Source organism: Methylobacterium sp. J-048 (assembly GCF_022829515.1).
In the GTDB taxonomy this organism is placed as follows: Bacteria; Pseudomonadota; Alphaproteobacteria; order Rhizobiales; family Beijerinckiaceae; genus Methylobacterium.
On sequence record NZ_JAKSYL010000057.1, the window covers coordinates 1 to 18,849 of the forward strand.

Annotated in this window: 16 protein-coding genes and 1 pseudogene; 1 reads left to right on the plus strand and 16 read right to left on the minus strand. The window is 70.6% G+C overall.

Annotated elements, in window-relative coordinates:
* The 16 genes and pseudogenes from bchD to bchF form a co-directional block, all read right to left on the minus strand.
* Window positions 1–578: pseudogene (gene bchD, locus MKL09_RS03245) on the minus strand (magnesium chelatase ATPase subunit D); the annotation flags it as partial.
* A 77-nt stretch (window positions 579–655) separates the two neighbouring features.
* Complete coding sequence (bchI, locus tag MKL09_RS03250; protein ID WP_244017906.1) at window positions 656–1,669, minus strand: magnesium chelatase ATPase subunit I; 1,014 nt, start codon at window positions 1,667–1,669, stop codon at window positions 656–658.
* A gap of 176 nt (window positions 1,670–1,845) precedes the next feature.
* The gene (gene hemA / locus MKL09_RS03255) at window positions 1,846–3,063 is read right to left on the minus strand and encodes a 5-aminolevulinate synthase (RefSeq protein WP_244017908.1); all 1,218 of its coding nucleotides are present in this window, start codon (window positions 3,061–3,063) and stop codon (window positions 1,846–1,848) included.
* A gap of 111 nt (window positions 3,064–3,174) precedes the next feature.
* The gene (puhE, locus tag MKL09_RS03260) at window positions 3,175–3,969 is read right to left on the minus strand and encodes a putative photosynthetic complex assembly protein PuhE (RefSeq protein WP_244017910.1); all 795 of its coding nucleotides are present in this window, start codon (window positions 3,967–3,969) and stop codon (window positions 3,175–3,177) included.
* A 1-nt stretch (window position 3,970) separates the two neighbouring features.
* The gene (gene acsF, locus MKL09_RS03265; protein ID WP_244017912.1) at window positions 3,971–5,059 is read right to left on the minus strand and encodes a magnesium-protoporphyrin IX monomethyl ester (oxidative) cyclase; all 1,089 of its coding nucleotides are present in this window, start codon (window positions 5,057–5,059) and stop codon (window positions 3,971–3,973) included.
* The gene (locus MKL09_RS03270) at window positions 5,056–5,352 is read right to left on the minus strand and encodes a hypothetical protein (protein ID WP_243965912.1); all 297 of its coding nucleotides are present in this window, start codon (window positions 5,350–5,352) and stop codon (window positions 5,056–5,058) included. The genes acsF and MKL09_RS03270 overlap by 4 nt, the downstream gene beginning before the upstream one ends.
* Complete coding sequence (gene puhC, locus MKL09_RS03275) at window positions 5,352–5,849, minus strand: photosynthetic complex assembly protein PuhC (RefSeq protein WP_244017914.1); 498 nt, start codon at window positions 5,847–5,849, stop codon at window positions 5,352–5,354. The genes MKL09_RS03270 and puhC overlap by 1 nt, the downstream gene beginning before the upstream one ends.
* 11 nt (window positions 5,850–5,860) lie before the next feature.
* A complete protein-coding gene (puhB, locus tag MKL09_RS03280; protein WP_244017916.1) occupies window positions 5,861–6,517 on the minus strand; it encodes a photosynthetic complex putative assembly protein PuhB in 657 nt (218 codons plus the stop codon).
* On the minus strand, window positions 6,514–7,293 hold the full coding sequence (gene puhA / locus MKL09_RS03285) for a photosynthetic reaction center subunit H (protein ID WP_244017918.1): 780 nt from the start codon (window positions 7,291–7,293) through the stop codon (window positions 6,514–6,516). Before puhA ends, puhB begins: the two co-directional genes overlap by 4 nt.
* A gap of 18 nt (window positions 7,294–7,311) precedes the next feature.
* Window positions 7,312–8,739: a BCD family MFS transporter gene (locus tag MKL09_RS03290; protein WP_244017920.1), complete on the minus strand. Its 1,428-nt coding sequence runs from the start codon at window positions 8,737–8,739 to the stop codon at window positions 7,312–7,314.
* The gene (gene bchM / locus MKL09_RS03295; RefSeq protein WP_244017922.1) at window positions 8,736–9,599 is read right to left on the minus strand and encodes a magnesium protoporphyrin IX methyltransferase; all 864 of its coding nucleotides are present in this window, start codon (window positions 9,597–9,599) and stop codon (window positions 8,736–8,738) included. Before bchM ends, MKL09_RS03290 begins: the two co-directional genes overlap by 4 nt.
* The gene (bchL, locus tag MKL09_RS03300; RefSeq protein ID WP_243965903.1) at window positions 9,599–10,492 is read right to left on the minus strand and encodes a ferredoxin:protochlorophyllide reductase (ATP-dependent) iron-sulfur ATP-binding protein; all 894 of its coding nucleotides are present in this window, start codon (window positions 10,490–10,492) and stop codon (window positions 9,599–9,601) included. Before bchL ends, bchM begins: the two co-directional genes overlap by 1 nt.
* The gene (locus tag MKL09_RS03305; RefSeq protein ID WP_244017956.1) at window positions 10,489–14,196 is read right to left on the minus strand and encodes a magnesium chelatase subunit H; all 3,708 of its coding nucleotides are present in this window, start codon (window positions 14,194–14,196) and stop codon (window positions 10,489–10,491) included. Before MKL09_RS03305 ends, bchL begins: the two co-directional genes overlap by 4 nt.
* 28 nt (window positions 14,197–14,224) lie before the next feature.
* Window positions 14,225–15,820: a ferredoxin:protochlorophyllide reductase (ATP-dependent) subunit B gene (gene bchB, locus MKL09_RS03310; protein WP_244017924.1), complete on the minus strand. Its 1,596-nt coding sequence runs from the start codon at window positions 15,818–15,820 to the stop codon at window positions 14,225–14,227.
* A gap of 4 nt (window positions 15,821–15,824) precedes the next feature.
* Window positions 15,825–17,099 (minus strand): ferredoxin:protochlorophyllide reductase (ATP-dependent) subunit N, encoded by a 1,275-nt coding sequence (locus MKL09_RS03315; RefSeq protein ID WP_244017926.1) that lies wholly within the window; start codon window positions 17,097–17,099, stop codon window positions 15,825–15,827.
* Window positions 17,096–17,602: a 2-vinyl bacteriochlorophyllide hydratase gene (gene bchF, locus MKL09_RS03320; RefSeq protein ID WP_244017928.1), complete on the minus strand. Its 507-nt coding sequence runs from the start codon at window positions 17,600–17,602 to the stop codon at window positions 17,096–17,098. Before bchF ends, MKL09_RS03315 begins: the two co-directional genes overlap by 4 nt.
* A gap of 324 nt (window positions 17,603–17,926) precedes the next feature.
* On the opposite strand from bchF, the gene MKL09_RS03325 reads away from it, so the two are divergent.
* Window positions 17,927–18,838 carry a B12-binding domain-containing protein gene (locus tag MKL09_RS03325; RefSeq protein WP_244017930.1) on the plus strand — a complete coding sequence of 304 codons (912 nt, stop codon included), beginning with the start codon at window positions 17,927–17,929 and terminating at the stop codon, window positions 18,836–18,838.
* The last annotated feature ends 11 nt before the right edge of the window (window positions 18,839–18,849 follow it).

Below are 18,849 nucleotides of genomic sequence, written 5' to 3' on the forward strand. Positions count from 1 at the left end.
AGGTCGATCCGGAAGGCCCGGCGGTCGGCCAGGGCCTCCGTCACGGTCTCGTCGCCCTCGCCCTCGTCGAGTAGCACAAGGCCGAAGCGCGCCGGGCGCTCCGAGGCGGTGCCGGTGTCCAGGGCCGCCGTGAACCGCGCCGCGATGCCGGGCGTCAGCCGCTCGGCCATCGGCACGACGATCAACCCGCCATCGGCCTCCGCGAGCAGGCCGTCGCGCGCCACCGGCCGGCCCGCCGCCACGGTCGCGGCCGCGCCGGGGCCACCGAGCAGGCTGTCGTCGCCGATCCCCGGCGGCAGCCGTCGCCAGGGCGTGCCCTGCGGAAGCGCCGCCCGCAGGGTATCGCGCCAGCGCTCACGCACCGGCCCGGGCCCCGCCCGCACGACCGCACCGCCGAAACCGTGCGGGTCGGTGGCGAGGAGGCGGGCGGCGAGCAGGGCGTCGGGCCAGATTTTTTGAAGCGCCTCCGCATTCCCTCCCCCCTCTGCGGGGGAGGGTGGCCCTCGCGTCAGCGAGGGTCGGGAGAGGGGCGGCGCGACGGCAGCGGGTTTCGCACCCGACGCGCCTCGTCCGGACATGGCGCTCCCCTCTCCCCCCCTGCTGCGCAGGGTACCCTCTTCCGCAGAGGAGGGAGGGAGAGGTTGCGCCGGCCCCGTCACGAAAACACCTCCGCCAGAGCCCGCTCGACCCGGGCGGTCGAGCCCGACTCGTCCAGCGGGTTGCGGCGCAGGCGGTGGCGCAGGGCGGCCGGGGCGACCCGGCGGATGTGGTCGTCCGTGACCGACTCGGCGCCGTCGAGGGCCGCGAGCGCCCGGGCGGTGCGCATCAGGGTCAGCTCGCCGCGCAGGCCGTCGGTGCCCAGCGCCAGGCAGAGCTGCGCGGCGCGCTCCAGCGCCGAATCCGGCACGTTCAGATGCGGCAGGCGCTCCCGGGCCAGCAGGATTCTCTTTCGGATCGCCTTCTCGTCGCCCGCGCGGGCGGCGCAGAAGCCCTCGGGGTCGCGCTCGTAGGCGTCGCGGGCGCGCACCACTGCGATCCGCGTGGCGATGTCTTGCGGGGTCGCGACCTCGCAGGCCAGGCCGAACCGGTCGAGGAGTTGCGGGCGCAGCTCGCCCTCCTCCGGGTTGCCGGAGCCGACCAGGACGAATTTTGCGGGGTGGCGCAAGCTGAGGCCCTCGCGCTCGACGGTGTTGACCCCGGAGGCGGCGACATCGAGCAGGAGGTCCACCAAGTGGTCCTCCAGCAGGTTCACCTCGTCGATATACAGAAACCCACGATTGGCCCGGGCCAGCAGCCCCGGCTCGAACGCCTTCACGCCGGCGCCGAGCGCCCGCTCCAGGTCGAGGGTGCCGACCACCCGGTCCTCGGTGGCGCCGAGCGGCAGATCCACCACCGGCACCGGTTTCTTGTGACTTTTCCGCGGGCCTGGCGTGCTCGCGCAGTGCGGGCAGGATTCGGCCGGGCTGTCGGGATCGCAATTGTACGGGCAGCCGACCACCGCCCGCATCGGCGGCAGCAGGGCGGCCAGCGCCCGGATCGCCGTGGATTTCCCCGTGCCGCGGTCGCCGAACACCAGCACGCCGCCGATGGACGGATCCACCGCGGCGATCAGCAGCGCCTGGCGCATCTCGTCCTGCGCGACGATGGCCGAGAAGGGGAAGGTTGGCACGCGCTGACTCGATGCTGCGAGGGGGTATCCGATCCACCCCCTCATCCTGAGGTGCCGAAGCGCAGCGGAGACCTCGAAGGAGGACTCCGGGGATCGCGCGGCCGGCTGGAGGGCTCCTTCGAGGCCCGCTGACGCGGGCACCTCAGGATGAGGGAGCGGGTGGGAGAAGGGAACCCCTACTCCGCCGCCTTCTGCCGAAGCCCGATCCGTGCCCAGATCGCGCTCAGCGCCCCGACCAGATGGGCGATGTCCTTGTCCGTGTGCAGCGGCGACGGGGTGATCCGCAGGCGCTCGGTGCCGCGGGCCACGGTGGGGTAGTTGATCGGCTGCACGTAGATGCCGAACTCGTCGAGCAGGGTGTCGGAGATCGCCTTGCACAGCACCGGGTCGCAGACCATCACCGGCACGATGTGGCTGTCGTTGGGCAGGACCGGGATGTCGGCGGCCTCCAGGGCGGTCCGGACCTTGGCGCAACGCTCCTGATGGCGCGCCCGCTCGGTGCCGCTGGCCTTGAGATGGCGGATCGAGGCCGCCGCGCCGGCTGCAACCGCGGGAGGCAGCGAGGTCGTGAAGATGAAGCCGGAGGCGAAGCTGCGCACGAAGTCGCAGAGCTTCTCGGAGGCGGTGATGTAGCCGCCGTGCACGCCGAACGCCTTGCCCAGCGTGCCCTCGATCACGTCGAGCCGGTGGGCGACGCCGTCGCGCTCCGAGATGCCGCCGCCGCGGGCGCCGTAGAGGCCGACCGCGTGGACCTCGTCGAGATAGGTGAGCGCCCCGTGGGCCTCGGCGACGTCGCAGATCTCGCCGATCGGCGCGATGTCGCCGTCCATGGAGTAGACGGATTCGAAGGCGACCAGCTTCGGCCGGGCCGGATCGACCAGGGCGAGCTTCCGGTTCAGGTCCTCCGGGTCGTTGTGACGAAAAATGTGGCGCTCGGCCCGGGAGAACCGGATGCCCTCGATCATCGAGGCGTGGTTCTCGGAATCGGAAAACACGGCGCAGTTCGGGAGTTTGCCGGCCAGGGTCCCGAGCGCCGCCCAGTTCGAGACGTAGCCGGAGGTGAACAGCAGGGCCGCCTCCTTGCCGTGAAGGTCGGCGAGCTCGCGCTCCAGCAGCACGTGGTAGTGGTTGGTGCCCGAGATGTTGCGGGTGCCCCCGGCGCCGGCGCCGCAGCGGTCGATCGCCTCGTGCATCGCCCCGGTGACGGAGGCGTGCTGGCCCATGCCGAGATAGTCGTTGGAGCACCAGACCGTGACCGGGCGCGTGCCGGACGGGTGGTGGTGGGTGGCGTGCGGGAAGTTGCCGGAATGGCGCTCCAGGTCGGTGAAGACCCGGTAGCGTCCCTCGCGGTGGAGACCGGCGATCTCGGCTCCGAAGAAGGTCTCGTAATCCATGTCGCCTCTCCCCGATTGGTTCGCGGGTTGTCCCCGCCTGTGAGGTTCGTCCTTCGCACGAGACCAGTTCCAAAGTGGTGCGCGTGCGAAATCCCGCTGTGATGAGCGAATCTAGCCGTTGTCCCCCGGCCGCGCCGCGCCGCTCGGATTGCGCGCCGGCAGGCTCCACCGCCACAGCTCGGCAGACGGCAGCGGCAGCATCAGGAACCAATGTTCGAGCGTCGCCAGCGCCATCAGGGTCGCCAGGACGGTGAAGCCGATCAACTCATGCGCCAGCAGGTCCGGGCTCAGCGCCGCCCGCCCGAGCAGGCCCGCCGCGATGGTGCCGAGGCTGACCGAGACCGGGAACAGCAGGTTCATCGGCTTGCGCGAGAGGTAGCAGGCCAGGTAGCCGAGATGATCCGGCAGGAACTCGGCGTGCAGGTTGCGCACCCCGAGGAACAGGTTGAGCCGCGCCGACAGGTTCATCATCACGAGCGCGCCGTAGGTCCACAGGGCGATGGTGTTGGCCCCGCCCCAGACCAGGGCCAGGATCGCCAGGCCGCCGATCACGATGGCGAATTCGTGCCACAGGCTGGTGGCGAGCGCCGCCAGGAACCGGTCGAGGCCGCGCAGGCCCGGCGCGCAGGCGGTCGGCTTCGGGCCCGACAGGAAGCCCATGTAATAGCTCATCTCCTGCCAGCCCCAGACGACCAGGGCCGCCGTGAACGCCGTGTAGGCCCCCGTCGCGCTGGTATCCTGGGCGCTGGTGCGGATCGCCACCAGGGCGCCGACGAGCAGCAGGGTTGCGCCGGCCATGCTCCACGGATGGGTGCGCCGCGGGGCGTGGTCCAGCAGCAGGATCAGCCCGGTGGAGAACCACCAGAGCACCAGGGCGTAGACGATCGGGGCGGCGTAGGTCGCCATCCTACCAGACCGGCTGGAGGCGGATATCGGCCGGCAGGGCGTTCGCCTTGACTGGCAGCAGGTAGAGCCGGACGAAGGTGGCAGCCGCGTGCAGCACCTGGATGCCGTGCTTCAGCTTGCTGACCAGACCACCCTGGGCACGGGCATCCGCGATCGCCCGGGAGCAGGCCAGCAGCGTCTCGAGCCCGGCCCGGAATTTCGGGTTGTCGAGATCGAGCTCCAGCGGGAAGGTCTGCCGGGAGATCTCCGACGTGATCCGGAACACCGTGAAGTCGTAATCCGACGGATCCACGCCCAGGGCCTTGTGGAAGGCCGGCCGGTGATGGTCGCGCACATACATCGTGGCGAACACCGCCAGCAGGAAGAACCGGATCCAGTAGCGGTTCACGCCGCTGGTCAGCTTCGGGTTGGCGCGCATCAGCAGCGCGAAGGCCTCACCGTGGCGGAACTCGTCGTTGCACCACAGCTCGAACCACTTGAAGATCGGGTGGATGCGCCGCTCCGGATGCTTCTCCAGCTCGCGGAAGATCGTGATGTAGCGGGCGTAGCCGATCTTTTCGGATAGGTATGTCGCGTAGAAGATGAATTTCGGCCGGAAGAACGTGTATTTCTTGGATTTCGTCAGGAAGCCGAGGTCCACGCCGATGCCGAAATCCTTGAGCGTGTCGTTGATGAAGCCGGCGTGGCGCGCCTCGTCGCGGCTCATAAAGCCGAACAGCTCCTTGATGTCCTTGTTCTTGGCGCGCTTGCGCATCTCGGCGTAGAGCACGCAGCCGGAGAACTCGGCGGTGATCGAGGACACCAGGAAATCCAAGAATTCCTTCCGCAGCTCGGGCTCCATCTGCGACAGGTCGCAGTCGAACTCTTCGTTGCGCGTGAAGTGCCGCTTGTTGGGATCCGCGCGCAGCTCGGCGATCAGCACGTCCCAATCGGCCCGCACCGGCTCGACATCGGTGCGGTCGAGCTCGACGAAGTCGGTGGTGTAGAAGCGCGGGCTGAGGAAGGTCGTCTCCTGCGCGGCCTTGGTCGATTCGTTGAGCGGGCCCCTCGGGATGGGCTGACCTGAGAGCGGTGCGACGGGAGCGTTCAAAGCTTCCTCCTCTCGGAAAAACTGACCTCGTAGAGTTCGGTCAATTCGAGATGGGCGACGAGCTTGGTCCAGGCCCGCTCCAGCGGGCCGGCCCGGGTGACGGTGGCGGTGCGGCGCACGGTAAGCCGCTCGCCGTAGGGCACGGAGGTCGGCGCGTCGTGGACCTGGACTTCGTCGCCGGGCTCGATCTCGAAGCCGGAATCGAGGGTGACGTGCGCGTGCAGGCTCTCGGGCGTCTGCTCGATCTCGATCGTGCAGGGCACGGTGACGGTGCGGCTCCCGAACAGGCCCATCAGCGGGTCTCCGTGGCGGGTGTTCCGGGGGTCGCGAGCAGCCGGGCGAAGGCCCCGGCATTGGTCGGGCCGAACGCTTCGAGCGGTACCCGGCGGCCGGTGGCGTCGTCGGCCAGCGACAGGCGGCCATCGTCGTAGCGGGTCAGGCTGAACGGCTGCTCCGAGCCAAGGCCGTCGCGCTGGCGGGCCTGAGCCAGGCCGCGCAGGGTCCCGCGCAGAAAACCGTCCTCGCCGGGGCGGATCCAGGCGACGATCTGCCGGTCGGCGGCGTTGCGCAGGGCGATCGAGCCGTCGACCTGGTCCTCGGCGCGGAATTCGAGCCGCGTGACCGGCTTGGCCGGCGGCAGGGCGATCATGCCGATGCCTTCGCTGCGCCCGATCAGGACGGCCAGCATGGTGAAGCCCATCAGCGCACCGGCGCCGATCATCAGCAGGGCCGGTGCCGGTCCGGCTGCCGATCCTTTGGCTCGGCCGACGCTCTCCGCCCGCTCGCCCATCGCGCCTCTCCCTACTCGGCCGCGACGAGGCGACCGGGATGTTCTTGGACCGCCCGCGGACGCGGGACGATCACAGGCCGCACCGCCTGCGACGCCTCGGCGTGGGCTTCGATCGCCCGCGCCAGCAGCGTCGCCACCGCGTCCGCATCGGGGACGGAACGCAGCATGGGCTCGGTCCGGGCGAGTCGCCAGGGCCGGGCATGCGGCCACAGCTGAAGGTAGGCGATACGCAGGCCCGGCCGCAACCGGAGGGGCAGATCTCCGCTCCCATCCGTGAAGGCACGCAACGCCGCACCCTCGATCTGCGCGAACGGCACGTTGTGGGTCACCGGCAGGGCGATGCCGGCCTGCAGCACGAGGCGCCGGTTGGTGATCGTGTAGATCGTGGTGCGATGGGTGAGCCAGGCCAGCAGCCAGAGCAGCGCCAGCCCGACACCGCCGACCAGCAGGGTCGGCCCGACCGTGGCGAGGGCCGCGACCGGTGAGCCGGCCGTGACCCCGAAGGCCACGGCGCTGGCGCCGAACCAGGCGGCGACGAGGCGGGCATGGAACACCCGGACCAGCAATCCCCCGGTGGTCGGCGCGCCCTGCCACAGGATGCGCTCGTTCGCCGGCAGCGGGCCGGGCAGCCCGCGCAGGGTGCCCTCGGGCAGGAAATCGCCGCTCATAGCAGGGGCTCCGCGCGGGCCGGGGTGGCGTAGAGCGTGCCGGCGCCGAAATAGGACATGATCCGCTCTTCCTCCAGGAAGGTGACGCTGTCGGGATCCCGGGTCGCCGGAATGTCGGCGAACTGAGCGGCGAGCAGGGCCTCGGACTTCACCGTCTTGGTGAAGCCGCCGGCCCGGCAGAACGTGGACGGCATCAGCCGGCGGCCGCCCGCGGGCAATTCGACCTCGTAGTAGCGGATCAGCGACTCGCCGCGGTCGATCCAGACATCGCTGACGACGCCAGCCACCGCGTTGTCGGTGCCGAACACGGTCATGCCGATCGGGTTCGGGCCGGCCTCGTGGATGACGAAGGCCTTGGCGACCCGCAGGGGCACGATCCGGTACTCGTCGTCCCAGGTCTTGTCGTGCACGTCGTGCCGGACGACCCACGAGCCGGGGCCGACGCCGGCCTGAAGCGATGTGTCGGTCCGCTCGTAGGGCGCGCCGGGCCAGGGCTCGACCTTGCGGGCCGGGATGCCGGTCTCGATGTCGTCGGCGCCCTGAACCGCCTGCGGCGCGTAGGTCGTCTCCCCGCCCGGCAGGTGGAACGCCTTGGACCGGGGGATCAGGATCGGGTCCGGCGCCTTGCGGCGGCCGAACACCTCGTTCTCCAGGGGATAGCCCTCGCGGCGATCCTCCTTGCGCAGCCAGAACACCAGGCCGGCGAAGAAGATGAAGAAGGCGTAGAGCACGACCTGGGCGACGTCGACGTAACCCGTAATGGCGCCGGTTGGCATGGCTGTCCTCCCCGAGTCTCAGGCTGCCCGTTCGGCAAGGATGCCGCCGAGCCGATCTTTCCCTGCTGCACGCGCGTCCTCCCGCACCAGCGGCCCCAGGGCGATCAGGGCCGCGAACAGGAGGGCGATCTCAATGTGGTAGACGATCAGGTAGCCGATCGCGGGCTCGTTCATGCCCTCGCCGAGAACACCCGACTGGGCGATGGCGCCGCCGATGTCGCGCACGATGCCGCTGGCGGCGATCGAGAGCCCGGCGGCACTGGCCTGCACGGCGCCCCAGGCTCCGAGCGCCAGCCCCGTATCCTCGGGGCCGGCCCGGTTCATCGAGGCGGTGAGCGTGCCGTGGGCGAACAGGCCGCCGCCCAGCCCGATCAGGCTGACGCCGACGGCGAACAGGTCGGCCGAGGCGAGCGGCGCGGCGAAGACCACCGCCGAGAAAGCCAGGATGCCGATTCCGACGCCGACGCCCGAGACCCGGAACGGGTCGCCGCCGCGGCCGAGCCAGCGGGCCGCGATCAGCAGGCCGAGCCCGCCGCCGGCGGCGAGCAAGGCGGTCAGCGCCGTGGTGGCGCCCACCGACAGGTGCAGGATCTGGCCGCCATAGGGCTCGAGCAGGATGTCCTGCATCGAGAACCCGGCGGTGCCGAGCCCGATCGCCACGAGGCGTCGGCGCGCGGTGCCCTGCCCGGCATAATCACGCCAGGAGGAGCGGAAATCCCGCGCCGGTGCGGCCCGGGTCCGGTTCGGGTCGCGCGGCTCCTGCTTCCACAGGGCGACCCCATTGAGCACGATGGTGACGAGCGCGGCGCCCTGGATCACCTGGATCAGCCGCACGGGAGAGAAATGCGCCAGGAACAGCCCAAACAGCAGGGCGCTCGCCATCATCCCGAACAGCAAGGCGACGCAGAGCAGGGCCACCACCTTCGGGCGGGCATGCGCGGGGGCGAGGTCGGTGGCGAGCGCCAGGCCGACGGTCTGGGTGGTGTGCAGCCCGGCCCCGACCAGCAGGAACGCGAACGCCGCCGCCACGTCCCCGACCCAGAGCGGGCCGGTGGTGTCGCCCGACAGGATCAGCAGGGAAAACGGCATGATCGCCAGGCCGCCGAACTGGAGCAGCGTGCCGAACCAGATATACGGCACCCGCCGCCAGCCCAGCACCGAGCGGTGCGTGTCCGACCGGAACCCGACCAGGGCTCGCAGGGGCGCGAAGATCAGCGGCAGGGCCAGCATCACCGCGACGATCCAGGCCGGAACGCCCAGTTCGACGATCATCACCCGGTTCAGGGTGCCGATCAGCAGCACCGCCGCCATGCCGACCGTGACCTGGAACAGGGCCAGCCGCAGCAGCCGGCCGAGCGGCAGCTCGACGGTGGCGGCATCGGCAAACGGCAGGATCGCCGGGCCGAGGCGCATGAGGGCTTTGGTCAGAGCGCGGCCGGATCTCATGCGGCGGTCCCCCCCGTCCCATCCATCCCCCTCATCCTGAGGTGCTGCGCAGCGGCCTCGAAGGAGCCCTCCAGGGATCGCACGGCTGGCTGGAGGGCTCCTTCGAGGCCTCCGTTACGCTCCGGCACCTCAGGATGAGGGCCTGGGTGGGAGGCTTGGGCGATGCGGGTCAGCGCGATCGCGTTCGACAGGTAGAAGCCGCTGTTGATCCGGTGGCTCTGCGACCAGGTGAATCCGTCGAGCGCCGGCTCCGAAGCAATCCGCCGCCGCAATCCGCCCTGGGTCACCGGCACGATCGCCGGCGAGCGGTCGCCGCGGGGAAAGAACTGTCCGGCCGCGTGCATCACGGTGAGCAGGGCGGTGCGCGGTGCGACGGTGAACAGCACCGACCCATCGGTGCGGGCGCCCAGGGCCGCGAGCGCCCGGACGATGTCGGCGGCGCGGTAATGGATCAGCGAATCCATCGCCACCACGTGGTCGAACCGGCCGAGGCTCGGGTCGAGCATGTCGCCGACGCGAAACTCGATCCGGCCGGGGCCGGGGATCGTGGGCAGCCGGTCCCGGGCGAGGCCGACCAGGGTCGGCGAGACGTCGATGGCCACCACCGCGGCGCCGCGCCTTGCGGCCTCGACGCTGAGCGCCCCGGTGCCGCAGCCGGCATCCAGCAGGCGCAGGCCGGTCATGTCGGCGGGTAGCCAGGAGAGCAGCGTCGCGCGCATCGCGTCCCGGCCGGCCCGCACGGTGGCGCGGATCCGGCTCACCGGCGCGTCGGAGGTCAGGCGCGACCAAGCCTCGACCGCGGTGCGGTCGAAGTAGGTGGTCAGTTCACCCCTCCGGGTGTCGTAGCTCGCGCCCGCCATCAATCGAATCCCAGAAATTCGAACAGGTCGCGGTCCTTCATCGGGATGGCCTCGCAAGGCTCCCCGCCGGCCCAGAGCGTCTCGGCGAGCCGCATGTACTCGGCCGTCACCGCGTCGAGTTCGGGGGAGGAGTCCATCTCGAACAGGGTCGACTTCTTGAGCCGCGAGCGGCGGACAATGTCGAGGTCGGGGAAGTGGGCCAGCCGCTTCAGGCCGACCGCGTCGTTGAACCGGTCGATCTCGTCGGTCTTGGCCGAGCGGTTGGCGATGACGCCGCCGAGCCGCACCGGATAGTTCTTGGCCTTGGCGTGGATCGCCGCCACGATCCGGTTCATCGCGAAGATCGAGTCGAAGTCGTTGGCGGTGACGATCAGCGCCCGGTCGGCGTGCTGGAGCGGCGAGGCGAAGCCGCCGCAGACCACGTCGCCCAGCACGTCGAACACGACGACGTCGGTATCCTCCAAGAGGTGGTGCTCCTTGAGGAGCTTCACCGTCTGGCCGACCACGTAGCCGCCGCAGCCGGTGCCCGCGGGCGGGCCGCCGGCCTCGACGCACATGACGCCGTTATAGCCCTCGACCACGAAGTCCTCGACGCGCAGCTCCTCCGAGTGGAAGTTCACGGCTTCGAGGGCGTCGATCACCGTGGGCGCGAGGCGCTTGGTCAGCGTGAAGGTCGAGTCGTGCTTGGGGTCGCAGCCGATCTGCAGCACCCGCTTGCCGAGCTTCGAGAACGCCACCGACAGGTTCGACGAGGTCGTGGACTTGCCGATCCCGCCCTTGCCGTAGACCGCGAACACCTTCGCGGTCTCGATCTTCAGGTCCGGGTCGAGATCGACCTGCACGCTGCCTTCTTCCTTCCGGGCAACGACCGGGTTGCGAATGGCGATGTTCATGCGGCGACTCCTGTGGTGACGCCTTCGAGACGATCTTCCAGTTCCTCCTCGGCCCGATCCAGGGCGTCCCGCATCGCTGCGTTGGGGGTCCAGAAGCCGCGCTTGTGGGCCTCGATCAGCCGTTGGGCGACCTTGGCGGAGGCGGTGGGGTTGAGGGAGGCCATGCGCTCGCGCATGGCCGGGTCGAGCACGTAGGTCTCGGTGATCCGCTCGTAGATCCAGGGCTGGACCGCGTTGGCGGTGGCCGACCAGCCGACCGTGTTGGTCAGGTGGGATTCGATCTGGCGCACGCCCTCGTAGCCGTGGCCGAGCAGGCCCTCGTACCATTTCGGGTTGAGCATCCGGGTGCGCGTCTCCAGCGCCACCTGTTCCTCCAGGGAGCGCACGCGCCCCTCCCCGCGGGTCTGGTCGCTGATGTAGATCGGCACCGCCTCTCCGCGGGCCTTCGCCACCGCCCGGCCCATGCCGCCGAGCCCGTCGAAGTAATGGTCCACCGAGGTGACGCCGACCTCGACCGAGTCGAGGTTCTGATAGGCGAGGTCGACGGAGGCGAGCACCGCCTGCATCAGCGCCCGCTGCGGCGTCGGCTTGCCGGTGCGGCCATACGCGAAGCTCTTGCGGCGCGAGAACGTCTCGCACAGCTCGGCATCGTCGTCCCAGCTGCCGGAATCAACCAGATGGTTGACGTTGGCTCCGTAGGCGCCCTCCGCATTGGAGAAGACCCGCAACGCCGCGGTCTCCAGATCACAGCCCTGTTCGGCCTGGATCTCCAGCGCGTGCTTGCGCACGAAGTTCCGGTCGACCGGCTCGTCCGCGCTCGCGGCGAGGAAGGACGCTTCGGCCAGCAGCTTCGTCTGCAGAGGCAAAAGATCGCGAAAAATGCCCGAGAGGGTGACCACCGCGTCGATCCGCGGGCGGCCGAGGGTTTCGAGCGGGATCAGCTCGGCGCCGCTGAGCCGGCCGTAGCCATCGAAGCGCGGGGTGGCGCCGATCAGTGCGAGCGCCTGGGCGATCGGGCCGCCTTCGCTCTTGAGATTGTCGGTGCCCCACAGGACCAGGGCGACGCTCTCGGGGAAGGGTTTTCCGTCGGCCGCGTAGCGTTCGAGGATGCGCGCCACCTGCCGGGCGCCGTCGGCCACCGCGAACACGGAGGGCAGGCGGTAGGGATCGAACCCGTGAATGTTGCGCCCGGTCGGCAGGATCGCGGGGTTGCGCAGCAGATCGCCGCCGGCCACCGGCGGGATGAAGCGGCCGTCGAGCGCCCGCAGCAGCGCCGGGAGCTCGTGGTCCCTCGCCAGCAGGCTGTCGGTCTCGGCGAGGGCCGCGAAGGCGGCGCGGGTCTCGCTGTCCGCGGGCAGCCCGGAGGCTGCGAAGGCCGCGTCGGCGCCCTGCCCCGCGACCAGGGCGGCGATGGCGGCGCGGTCGGGCTTCAGCCCGTGCGAGGCTTCGGCCAGGGCGAGCAGCAGATCGACCCGCTCCTCCTCCGGCATGCCGTCGCCGACCACGTGCAGCCCGTGCGGAATCAGGGTCTGCTCCAGCTCCTGCACGGCCGACCAGAGGTTTGCGACTTGGGCGCCGAGATCGCCGGTCCAGGCCGGCTCGGCGGGGACGAGATCGACGGCCGCGCCCTGCTCCTGGATCAGCCGGGCGAGGGTTTCGTGCTCGGCGACCGCCGCGAGATCGAGCCCGCGCCAGCGCTCCATCGAGCTCTTCAGGTCGAGCAGCCCGCGATAGAGCCCGGCGGTGGCCAGGCTCGGGGTCAGGTAGCTCACCAGCGTCGCGGCGGAGCGGCGCTTGGCCAGCGTCCCCTCGGACGGGTTGTTGGCGGCGTAGAGATAGACGTTGGGCAGCGCCCCGATCATGCGCTCCGGCCAGCACGCCTCGGACAGGCCGGTCTGCTTGCCGGGCATGAATTCGAGCGCCCCGTGGGTGCCGAAATGCAGTACGGCGTCGGCGGCAAAATCCTCGCGCAGGTAGCGGTAGAAGGCCGAGAAGGCGTGCGTCGGCGCGAAGCCGCGCTCGAACAGCAGCCGCATCGGGTCGCCCTCGTAGCCGAAGGCCGGCTGGACGCCCACGAAGACGTTGCCGAACTGCGCGCCGAGCACGAACAGGTCGGAGCCGTTGGTCTGGTGGCGGCCGGGCGCGGGACCCCACTGGGTCTCGATCTCGGCGAGGTATCGTTCGCGCCGGACATGGTCCTCGGCCCGGATGCGGGCGTGGACGTTGGCCTGCGTCCCGTAGCGCTTGGCGTTGCCGTCCAGGATTTTTTCGCGCAGGGCGTCGAGGCTCTCCGGGATCTCCACGGCGTAACCGTCCGCCGCCAAGCCCTTCAATGTGTTGAGCAGCGAGGCGTAGACCGACAGGAACGCGGCCGTGCCGGTGGCGCCGGCATTCGGCGGGAAGTTGAACAGCACGACGGCGATCTTGCGCTCGGCCTTCGGCGTTCTGCGCAACGACACCAGGCCCTCGACCCGGTCGGCCAGCCGCGCGACCCGCTCGGGATGCGCCCGCATGTCCCGGGCGTTGTCGCTGCCCGACGCGGACGAGCGTCCGCCGAACACCATCGGGGCGGTGGCGCCGTCGAGTTCCGGGATCGCGACCATCATGGTCGCCTCCACGGGAGAGAGGCCGCGCTCGCCCTCCTCCCATTGCTCGATCGTCTGGAATTCCAGCGCCTGGGCGGCCAGGTAGGGCACGTCGAGCCCGGTGAGCATCGCCTCGGCCGCCGCGGCGTCGTTGTAGGCCGGGCCGCCGACCAGCGAGAACCCGGTGAGCGACACCAGGGCGTCGATGCGGGCGCGGCCGTCCCGCATGAAGAAGGCGTCCACGGCCGGACGGTTGTCGAGGCCGCTGGCGAAGGCCGGCACCACGTCGAGGCCCTTGGCCTCCAGGGCGGCGATCACCCCGTCGTAATGGGCGGTGTTGCCGGCCAGCACGTAGCTGCGCATCAGCAGCAGCCCGACCCGGCCTCGCGCGTCGGCGCGGTGCGGCAGACGGGACGGATCCTGGCCGATTCGGCCGGCCAAGCGCGGGTGGTACAGGCCGGTCTCGGGATAATCGAGCGGGGCCGGTGCGGCCGGTCCCTCGCGCCAGGCGGCACGCGCCCCCGCGGCGTAGCGGTTCACCAGGAAGCGGACCAGCGCGGCGACGTTCTCGTCCGAGCCGGCCAGCCAGTATTGCAGGGTCAGGAAGTAGGCGCGCACGTCCTGGGCGGAGCCCGGGATGAAGCGCAGGATCTTCGGCAGCTTGCGCACCAGCGCCATCTGCCGGCCGGCATTGCCCTGCTGGCCGGGCTTGCCGCGCAGCTTCTTCAGGAAATCCAGGGCGCTGCGCTTGTTGCCGCTCATGTCGAAGCGGCCGAGCTTGGTCGTCTTCACCACCGCGCTCGCCGACATGCAGCCGACCATCGCGTCGCAATCGTCGCGCCGGGCCGCCAGCGCCGGGAGGATCGCCTGGACGTGCTCATCCATGAACAGCATGGCCGAGAGCACGATGTCGGCCTGCGCGATGTCGCTCCGGCAGGCGTCGAGCGCCGCGGGATCGTTGTCCCACTCGGCTGCCGCATGGAAGCCCAGCACCAGACCCGGCATCTCGGACCGGAGGCGCAGGCGCGCCCGCTCCACTGCGCTCGCGAGGTGGTTGTCGAGCGTGACGATGACGACACGGATCGGCGGCCGGCGCGTCGATGCGCTTGCCTCGGCCATGCCGGCGGTGTTGCCGGCGAAGAGCGCTCTAGCGGCCATAATGCGCCTTGGCGTCGTAGAGAGTTTCCAGGGTGATGAGCGGCAACCGCCGCTCACGGGCGAACTTCTCCGTGTTGCTGCGCGCTTTGCCGCGCACGAAGAACGGGATTTTCTTCAGCTCTTTCTCGGCTTCCGGAGCCCAGGGGGCCGCCGTGATCACGACGTCCTCGTCCAGGAGGATCGGCGCGGTCGCCGGTGCCGGATCGGCCGTTTCCAGGACTTCCGGGACGTCCGCCGCGGAGACCGCGCGCGGGTTGCCGCCGAGATGCGAAGGACCGACGCCGTCGTGGAATTCGGGATCCTCCCGGAACATGCCGAGCAGGTGTTCCTCGAGGCCCATCATCAGCGGATGGACCAGGGTGTCGAACAGGACGTTGGCGCCCTCAAAACCCATCTGCGGGGCGTAGCGGGCCGGGAAATCCTGGACGTGGACGGGCGCGGAGATCACCGCGCAGGGGATGCCGAGCCGCTTGGCGACGTGGCGCTCCATCTGGGTGCCGAGGACCAGTTCGGGGGCGGCGGCGCGGATCGCGGCCTCGACGTCGAGGTAGTCGTCGGTGATCAGGGCCTCGATGCCGTGCCGGGCCGCCTCGGCCCGGACCTCGCGGGCGAATTCGCGGCCGTAGGTTCCGAGGCCGACGACCGTGAAGCCGAGTTCGCCAGCGGCCATCCGGGCGATGCCGATCGCGTGGGTCGCGTCGCCGAACACGAAGACGCGCTTGGCCGTCAGGTAGGTCGAATCGACCGAGCGCGAGTACCAGGGCAGACGCGAGCCGGGGCCGTCGAGGATCGGCTCCGGATCGACACCGGCGAGCGCTGCGACTTCCGCCACGAAGCGATTCGTGGCGCCGACGCCGAGGGGCACTTCCTGCGTGAACGGCTGCCCGAAATTCTTCTTGAGATACTCGGCGGCGCTGCGGGCGGTCTCCGGGTAGAGCACGACGTTGAAGTCGGCATCCTTGAGCCGGCCGAGATCGGCCGGGCTGGCGCCGAGCGGGGCGACGACGTTGACGTCGATCCCAAGGCTGTCGAGCAGGCGGCGGATCTCGATCAGGTCATCGCGGTGCCGGAAGCCGAGTGCCGTCGGGCCGAGGATGTTGCAGAGCGGGCGCCGCCCCGGCTCCCGCGCGGTGCGCGGTGCGGGGGCTCCGGCGAGTGCCCGGACCAACCGATAAAACGTCTCGGACGCGCCCCAGTTCTCCTTCTTCTGGTAGGCCGGCAGCTCCAGAGGAATCACCGGGATCGGCAGGTCGAGGGCCTTGGCGAGCCCGCCCGGATCGTCCTGGATCAGCTCGGCGGTGCAGGAGGCGCCGACGATCATCGCCTGCGGCTGGAAGCGCGCATAGGCAGCCGCGACCGAGGTCTTGAACAGCTCGGCGGTATCGCGCCCGAGATCCTGCGCCCGGAAGGTCGTGTACGTGACCGGCGGGCGCGTATCCCGCCGCTCGATCATCGTGAACAGCAGGTCCGCGTAGGTGTCGCCCTGCGGTGCGTGCAGCACGTAGTGCAGCCCGGTCATGGCGGTGGCGACGCGCATCGCGCCGATATGCGGGGGGCCTTCGTAGGTCCAGAGGGTGAGCTGCATCGCCCTACACCTCCAGCAGCGCGCGGCGCCGGAGCGGGCGCGCGAACAATTCGGCGAGGTCGCCGGCCTGCTCGTAGCCCTGCACGGGCGTGAACAGCAGCTCGATCGACCACTTGGTCGAGAGGCCCTCCGCCTCCAGCGGGTTGGCGAGGCCGAGGCCGCAGACCGTGAGGTCGGGCCGGGCTGCCCGGCAACGATCCATCTGGTCGTCGAGGCTCTGGCCCTCGGTCACCCGGGTGCCCGCGGGCAGCATCTCGATCTCGGCCGCCAGGTGGGCGCGGTGCAGGTAGGGGGTGCCGACCTCGACGAGGTTCGCGCCGAGTTCCCGGGCCAGGAAGCGGGCGAGCGGCACTTCGAGCTGCGAATCGGGGAAGAAGAACACCCGCTTGCCGCCGAGCTTTTCGCGGTGGGGTGCGAGCGCGGTCTCGGCCCGGGCGCGCCCCGCGGCAGTCGCCGCCGCGAAGGTCGTGTCGTCGACGCCGAACGCCTCGGCGGCCGCCTGAAGCCAGCCGGTGGTCCCTTCGGCGCCGAGCGGGAACGGCGCGGCGAGCCGGTGCGCGCCGCGCTCGTCGAGGGCGCGGGCGGTCTCGGCCAGGAACGGCTGGGCCAGTAGGTAGCGGGTGCCGCGCCCGATCGCCGGCATCGCGCCGGCCCGGCGGGCCGGGAGGAACCGGACGTCGGCGATCCCCATCGCGGCGAAGATCCGAAGGAACTGGTCCTCGACCACGTCGGCGAGCGCGCCGACGATCAGGAGCGACGGCGCGGCCTCGGCCGGCGCCCGGGGCAGTTCCGGCACCAGGGCGGCCAGGCAGGCATCCTCGCCCTGCGTGAAGGTCGTCTCGATGCCGGAGCCGGAATAGTTCAGCACCCGCACCGGCGCGAGGCGTCCCGACAGGCGCTGGGCCGCCCGGGACAGGTCGAGCTTGATCACCTCGGACGGGCAGGAGCCCACCAGGAACAGCAGCTTGATGTCCGGTCGGCGCTCGATCAGCCGGGTGACGACCCGGTCGAGCTCCTCGTTGGCGTCGGCGATCCCGGCCAGGTCGCGCTCGTCGATGATCGCGGTGGCGAAGCGCGGCTCCGCGAAGATCATCACTCCGGCTGCCGACTGGATCAGGTGGGCGCAGGTGCGCGAGCCGACCACCAGGAAGAACGCATCCTGAATCTTCCGGTGCAGCCAGACGATGCCGGTGAGCCCGCAGAACACCGCGCGCTGGCCGTGCTCCTGGTGGAAGTCGATGCCGCCGCAGGCGGAGGGGGGCGGAACGGGGGCGTTCACGACAGCGCCTCCGCAAAGTGCGGCTGGCGCGGTCCGGCGCCCTGCAGGCGGGCGGCGCGGAGCTTGAGGAGGAACTGGCCGGCGTTGACCACGTAGGTCGCGTAGGCCGCCAGCGCGAGGATCAGCAGCGCCCGCTCACCGAGGGTGCCGGTGGCGAGGGCGGCCAAATAGGCGGTGTGGAGTGCCAGCACCAGCATGCTGACCACATCCTCCCAATAGAAGGCCGGGGCGAACAGCCAGCGGCCGAACACGGCCTTCTCCCAGATCGAGCCGGTGATCATGATCGCGTAGAGCGCCAGGGTCTTCACCACCACCGAGGCCTCGGCGGCCAGCTGGCCCTGCCCGGTGGCGAGCGCCCGCAGCACCAGGACCAGGCTCACCAGGAAGATCAGAAATTGCACCGGGGCCAGCACGCCCTGCACCAGGGTCCAGGGCGAGGCGTCGCGCCGCTGGCGCTCGGCAGCGGTGTAGAGCGGTCGTGCTAGCCGGTCCCCGGGACCCATGCATCCGCTCCCCTATGCTCGGCGCCGTCCTGAACGTCGTCGTTGGCAGAGGCTAGGGCCGCGGCCCCAAAAGTGTCAAGTGCGCTTGACGCTCGAATGAAGTGACATGGGGTTTGTCATATTTTCTTTGTTCCAAGTCATTGCCAAGATCGTCGGCTCGGGTATCGTTCTGGTTGCTGGCTCGGGTTTGCGTGGCTTGGCTGGTTTGATCCGAAAGATCGACGACGACGAAGACGTGAGAAGACAGGCGGGCAACGCCACACGCGACGCGCATGCGGAACCGCCGGTCCACCCGGGCCGGGGTCGCTTCTGGGAGGGATGCCGATGGGAGACTGGAGGCATTTCGGAGAGCGTCTGGATCCGGGTCCGGTCGCCGGAGGTTGTGGCGCGATGGGTGATGGGCGGTCGGCCTTCGCCGATGGGCCGCGGGTCCGCCACCAAGCCATCCCGCGCGCCGCCTCCGACGACAAGGCGGTGCCGGACGCCCTGGCCCGCCTGGTCGAGGCGGAGATCCTGCCCCGGCTGATGCTGGCCCATCGGCCTGCGGGGCGCCGCGCCCAGGCCGACCGGGCGCCGAGCCCGGAGGAGATCGCGGCCTTCAGCGCGCTCCTGCTGGCCCCGGGGCCGATCGATCTCGACGCCCAGGTGGCTGCGCTGCGCGAGGGCGGGCTGCCGCTGCCGCGCCTGCTCCTCGACCTGCTCGCCCCGGCGGCGCGCCACCTCGGCGAGCTCTGGGAGGACGACGCCTGCGACTTCCTGGCCGTGACCGAGGGGCTCGGCCGGCTTCAGGCCGTGAGCCGACGCCTCTGCGCGCAGCTCGAGGACGATACGGTCCCGGCCAACGGCCGCAGCGTGCTGCTGCTGCCCTGCCCGGGCGAGACCCATCATTTCGGCCTGTCGATCGTGGCGAGCTTCTTCCGCGAGGCCGGCTGGGACGTGACCACGGCGGTCCCCGGACCCGAGGTCGATCCCCTGACGCTGCTGCGCGCCGAATGGTTCGACGTGGTCGGCCTGTCGCTGTCCTGCGACGTGTTCCTGCCGGCCCTGTCCGGCACGGTGACGGATGTCCGGCGCGCCTCCAGCAACAAGGAGGTCCGGGTGATCGTCGGCGGTCCGTATTTCGCCCGCTACGGCGGCGAGGCGGGCATCGTCGGCGCCGATGCCTGCGCCCCGGACGGGTTCCTGGCGCCGGCCACGGCCGAAGCGTTGCTGGACAGACGCGCCCTGGCCTGCTGAAAGGGGCAAAA

Coding starts and splice junctions, on each gene's coding strand:
- puhC (WP_244017914.1), bottom strand. CDS start 5,849: ATGGGCGAGCGGGCGGAGAGCGTCGGCCGAGCCAAAGGATCGGCAGCC.
- MKL09_RS03325 (WP_244017930.1), top strand. CDS start 17,927: ATGGGAGACTGGAGGCATTTCGGAGAGCGTCTGGATCCGGGTCCGGTC.
- MKL09_RS03270 (WP_243965912.1), bottom strand. CDS start 5,352: ATGGGCCTGTTCGGGAGCCGCACCGTCACCGTGCCCTGCACGATCGAG.
- MKL09_RS03305 (WP_244017956.1), bottom strand. CDS start 14,196: ATGGCCGAGGCAAGCGCATCGACGCGCCGGCCGCCGATCCGTGTCGTC.
- MKL09_RS03290 (WP_244017920.1), bottom strand. CDS start 8,739: ATGAGATCCGGCCGCGCTCTGACCAAAGCCCTCATGCGCCTCGGCCCG.
- bchL (WP_243965903.1), bottom strand. CDS start 10,492: ATGAACATCGCCATTCGCAACCCGGTCGTTGCCCGGAAGGAAGAAGGC.
- hemA (WP_244017908.1), bottom strand. CDS start 3,063: ATGGATTACGAGACCTTCTTCGGAGCCGAGATCGCCGGTCTCCACCGC.
- bchF (WP_244017928.1), bottom strand. CDS start 17,602: ATGGGTCCCGGGGACCGGCTAGCACGACCGCTCTACACCGCTGCCGAG.
- puhA (WP_244017918.1), bottom strand. CDS start 7,293: ATGCCAACCGGCGCCATTACGGGTTACGTCGACGTCGCCCAGGTCGTG.
- bchM (WP_244017922.1), bottom strand. CDS start 9,599: ATGGCGGGCGCGAGCTACGACACCCGGAGGGGTGAACTGACCACCTAC.
- bchB (WP_244017924.1), bottom strand. CDS start 15,820: ATGCAGCTCACCCTCTGGACCTACGAAGGCCCCCCGCATATCGGCGCG.
- puhE (WP_244017910.1), bottom strand. CDS start 3,969: ATGGCGACCTACGCCGCCCCGATCGTCTACGCCCTGGTGCTCTGGTGG.
- puhB (WP_244017916.1), bottom strand. CDS start 6,517: ATGAGCGGCGATTTCCTGCCCGAGGGCACCCTGCGCGGGCTGCCCGGC.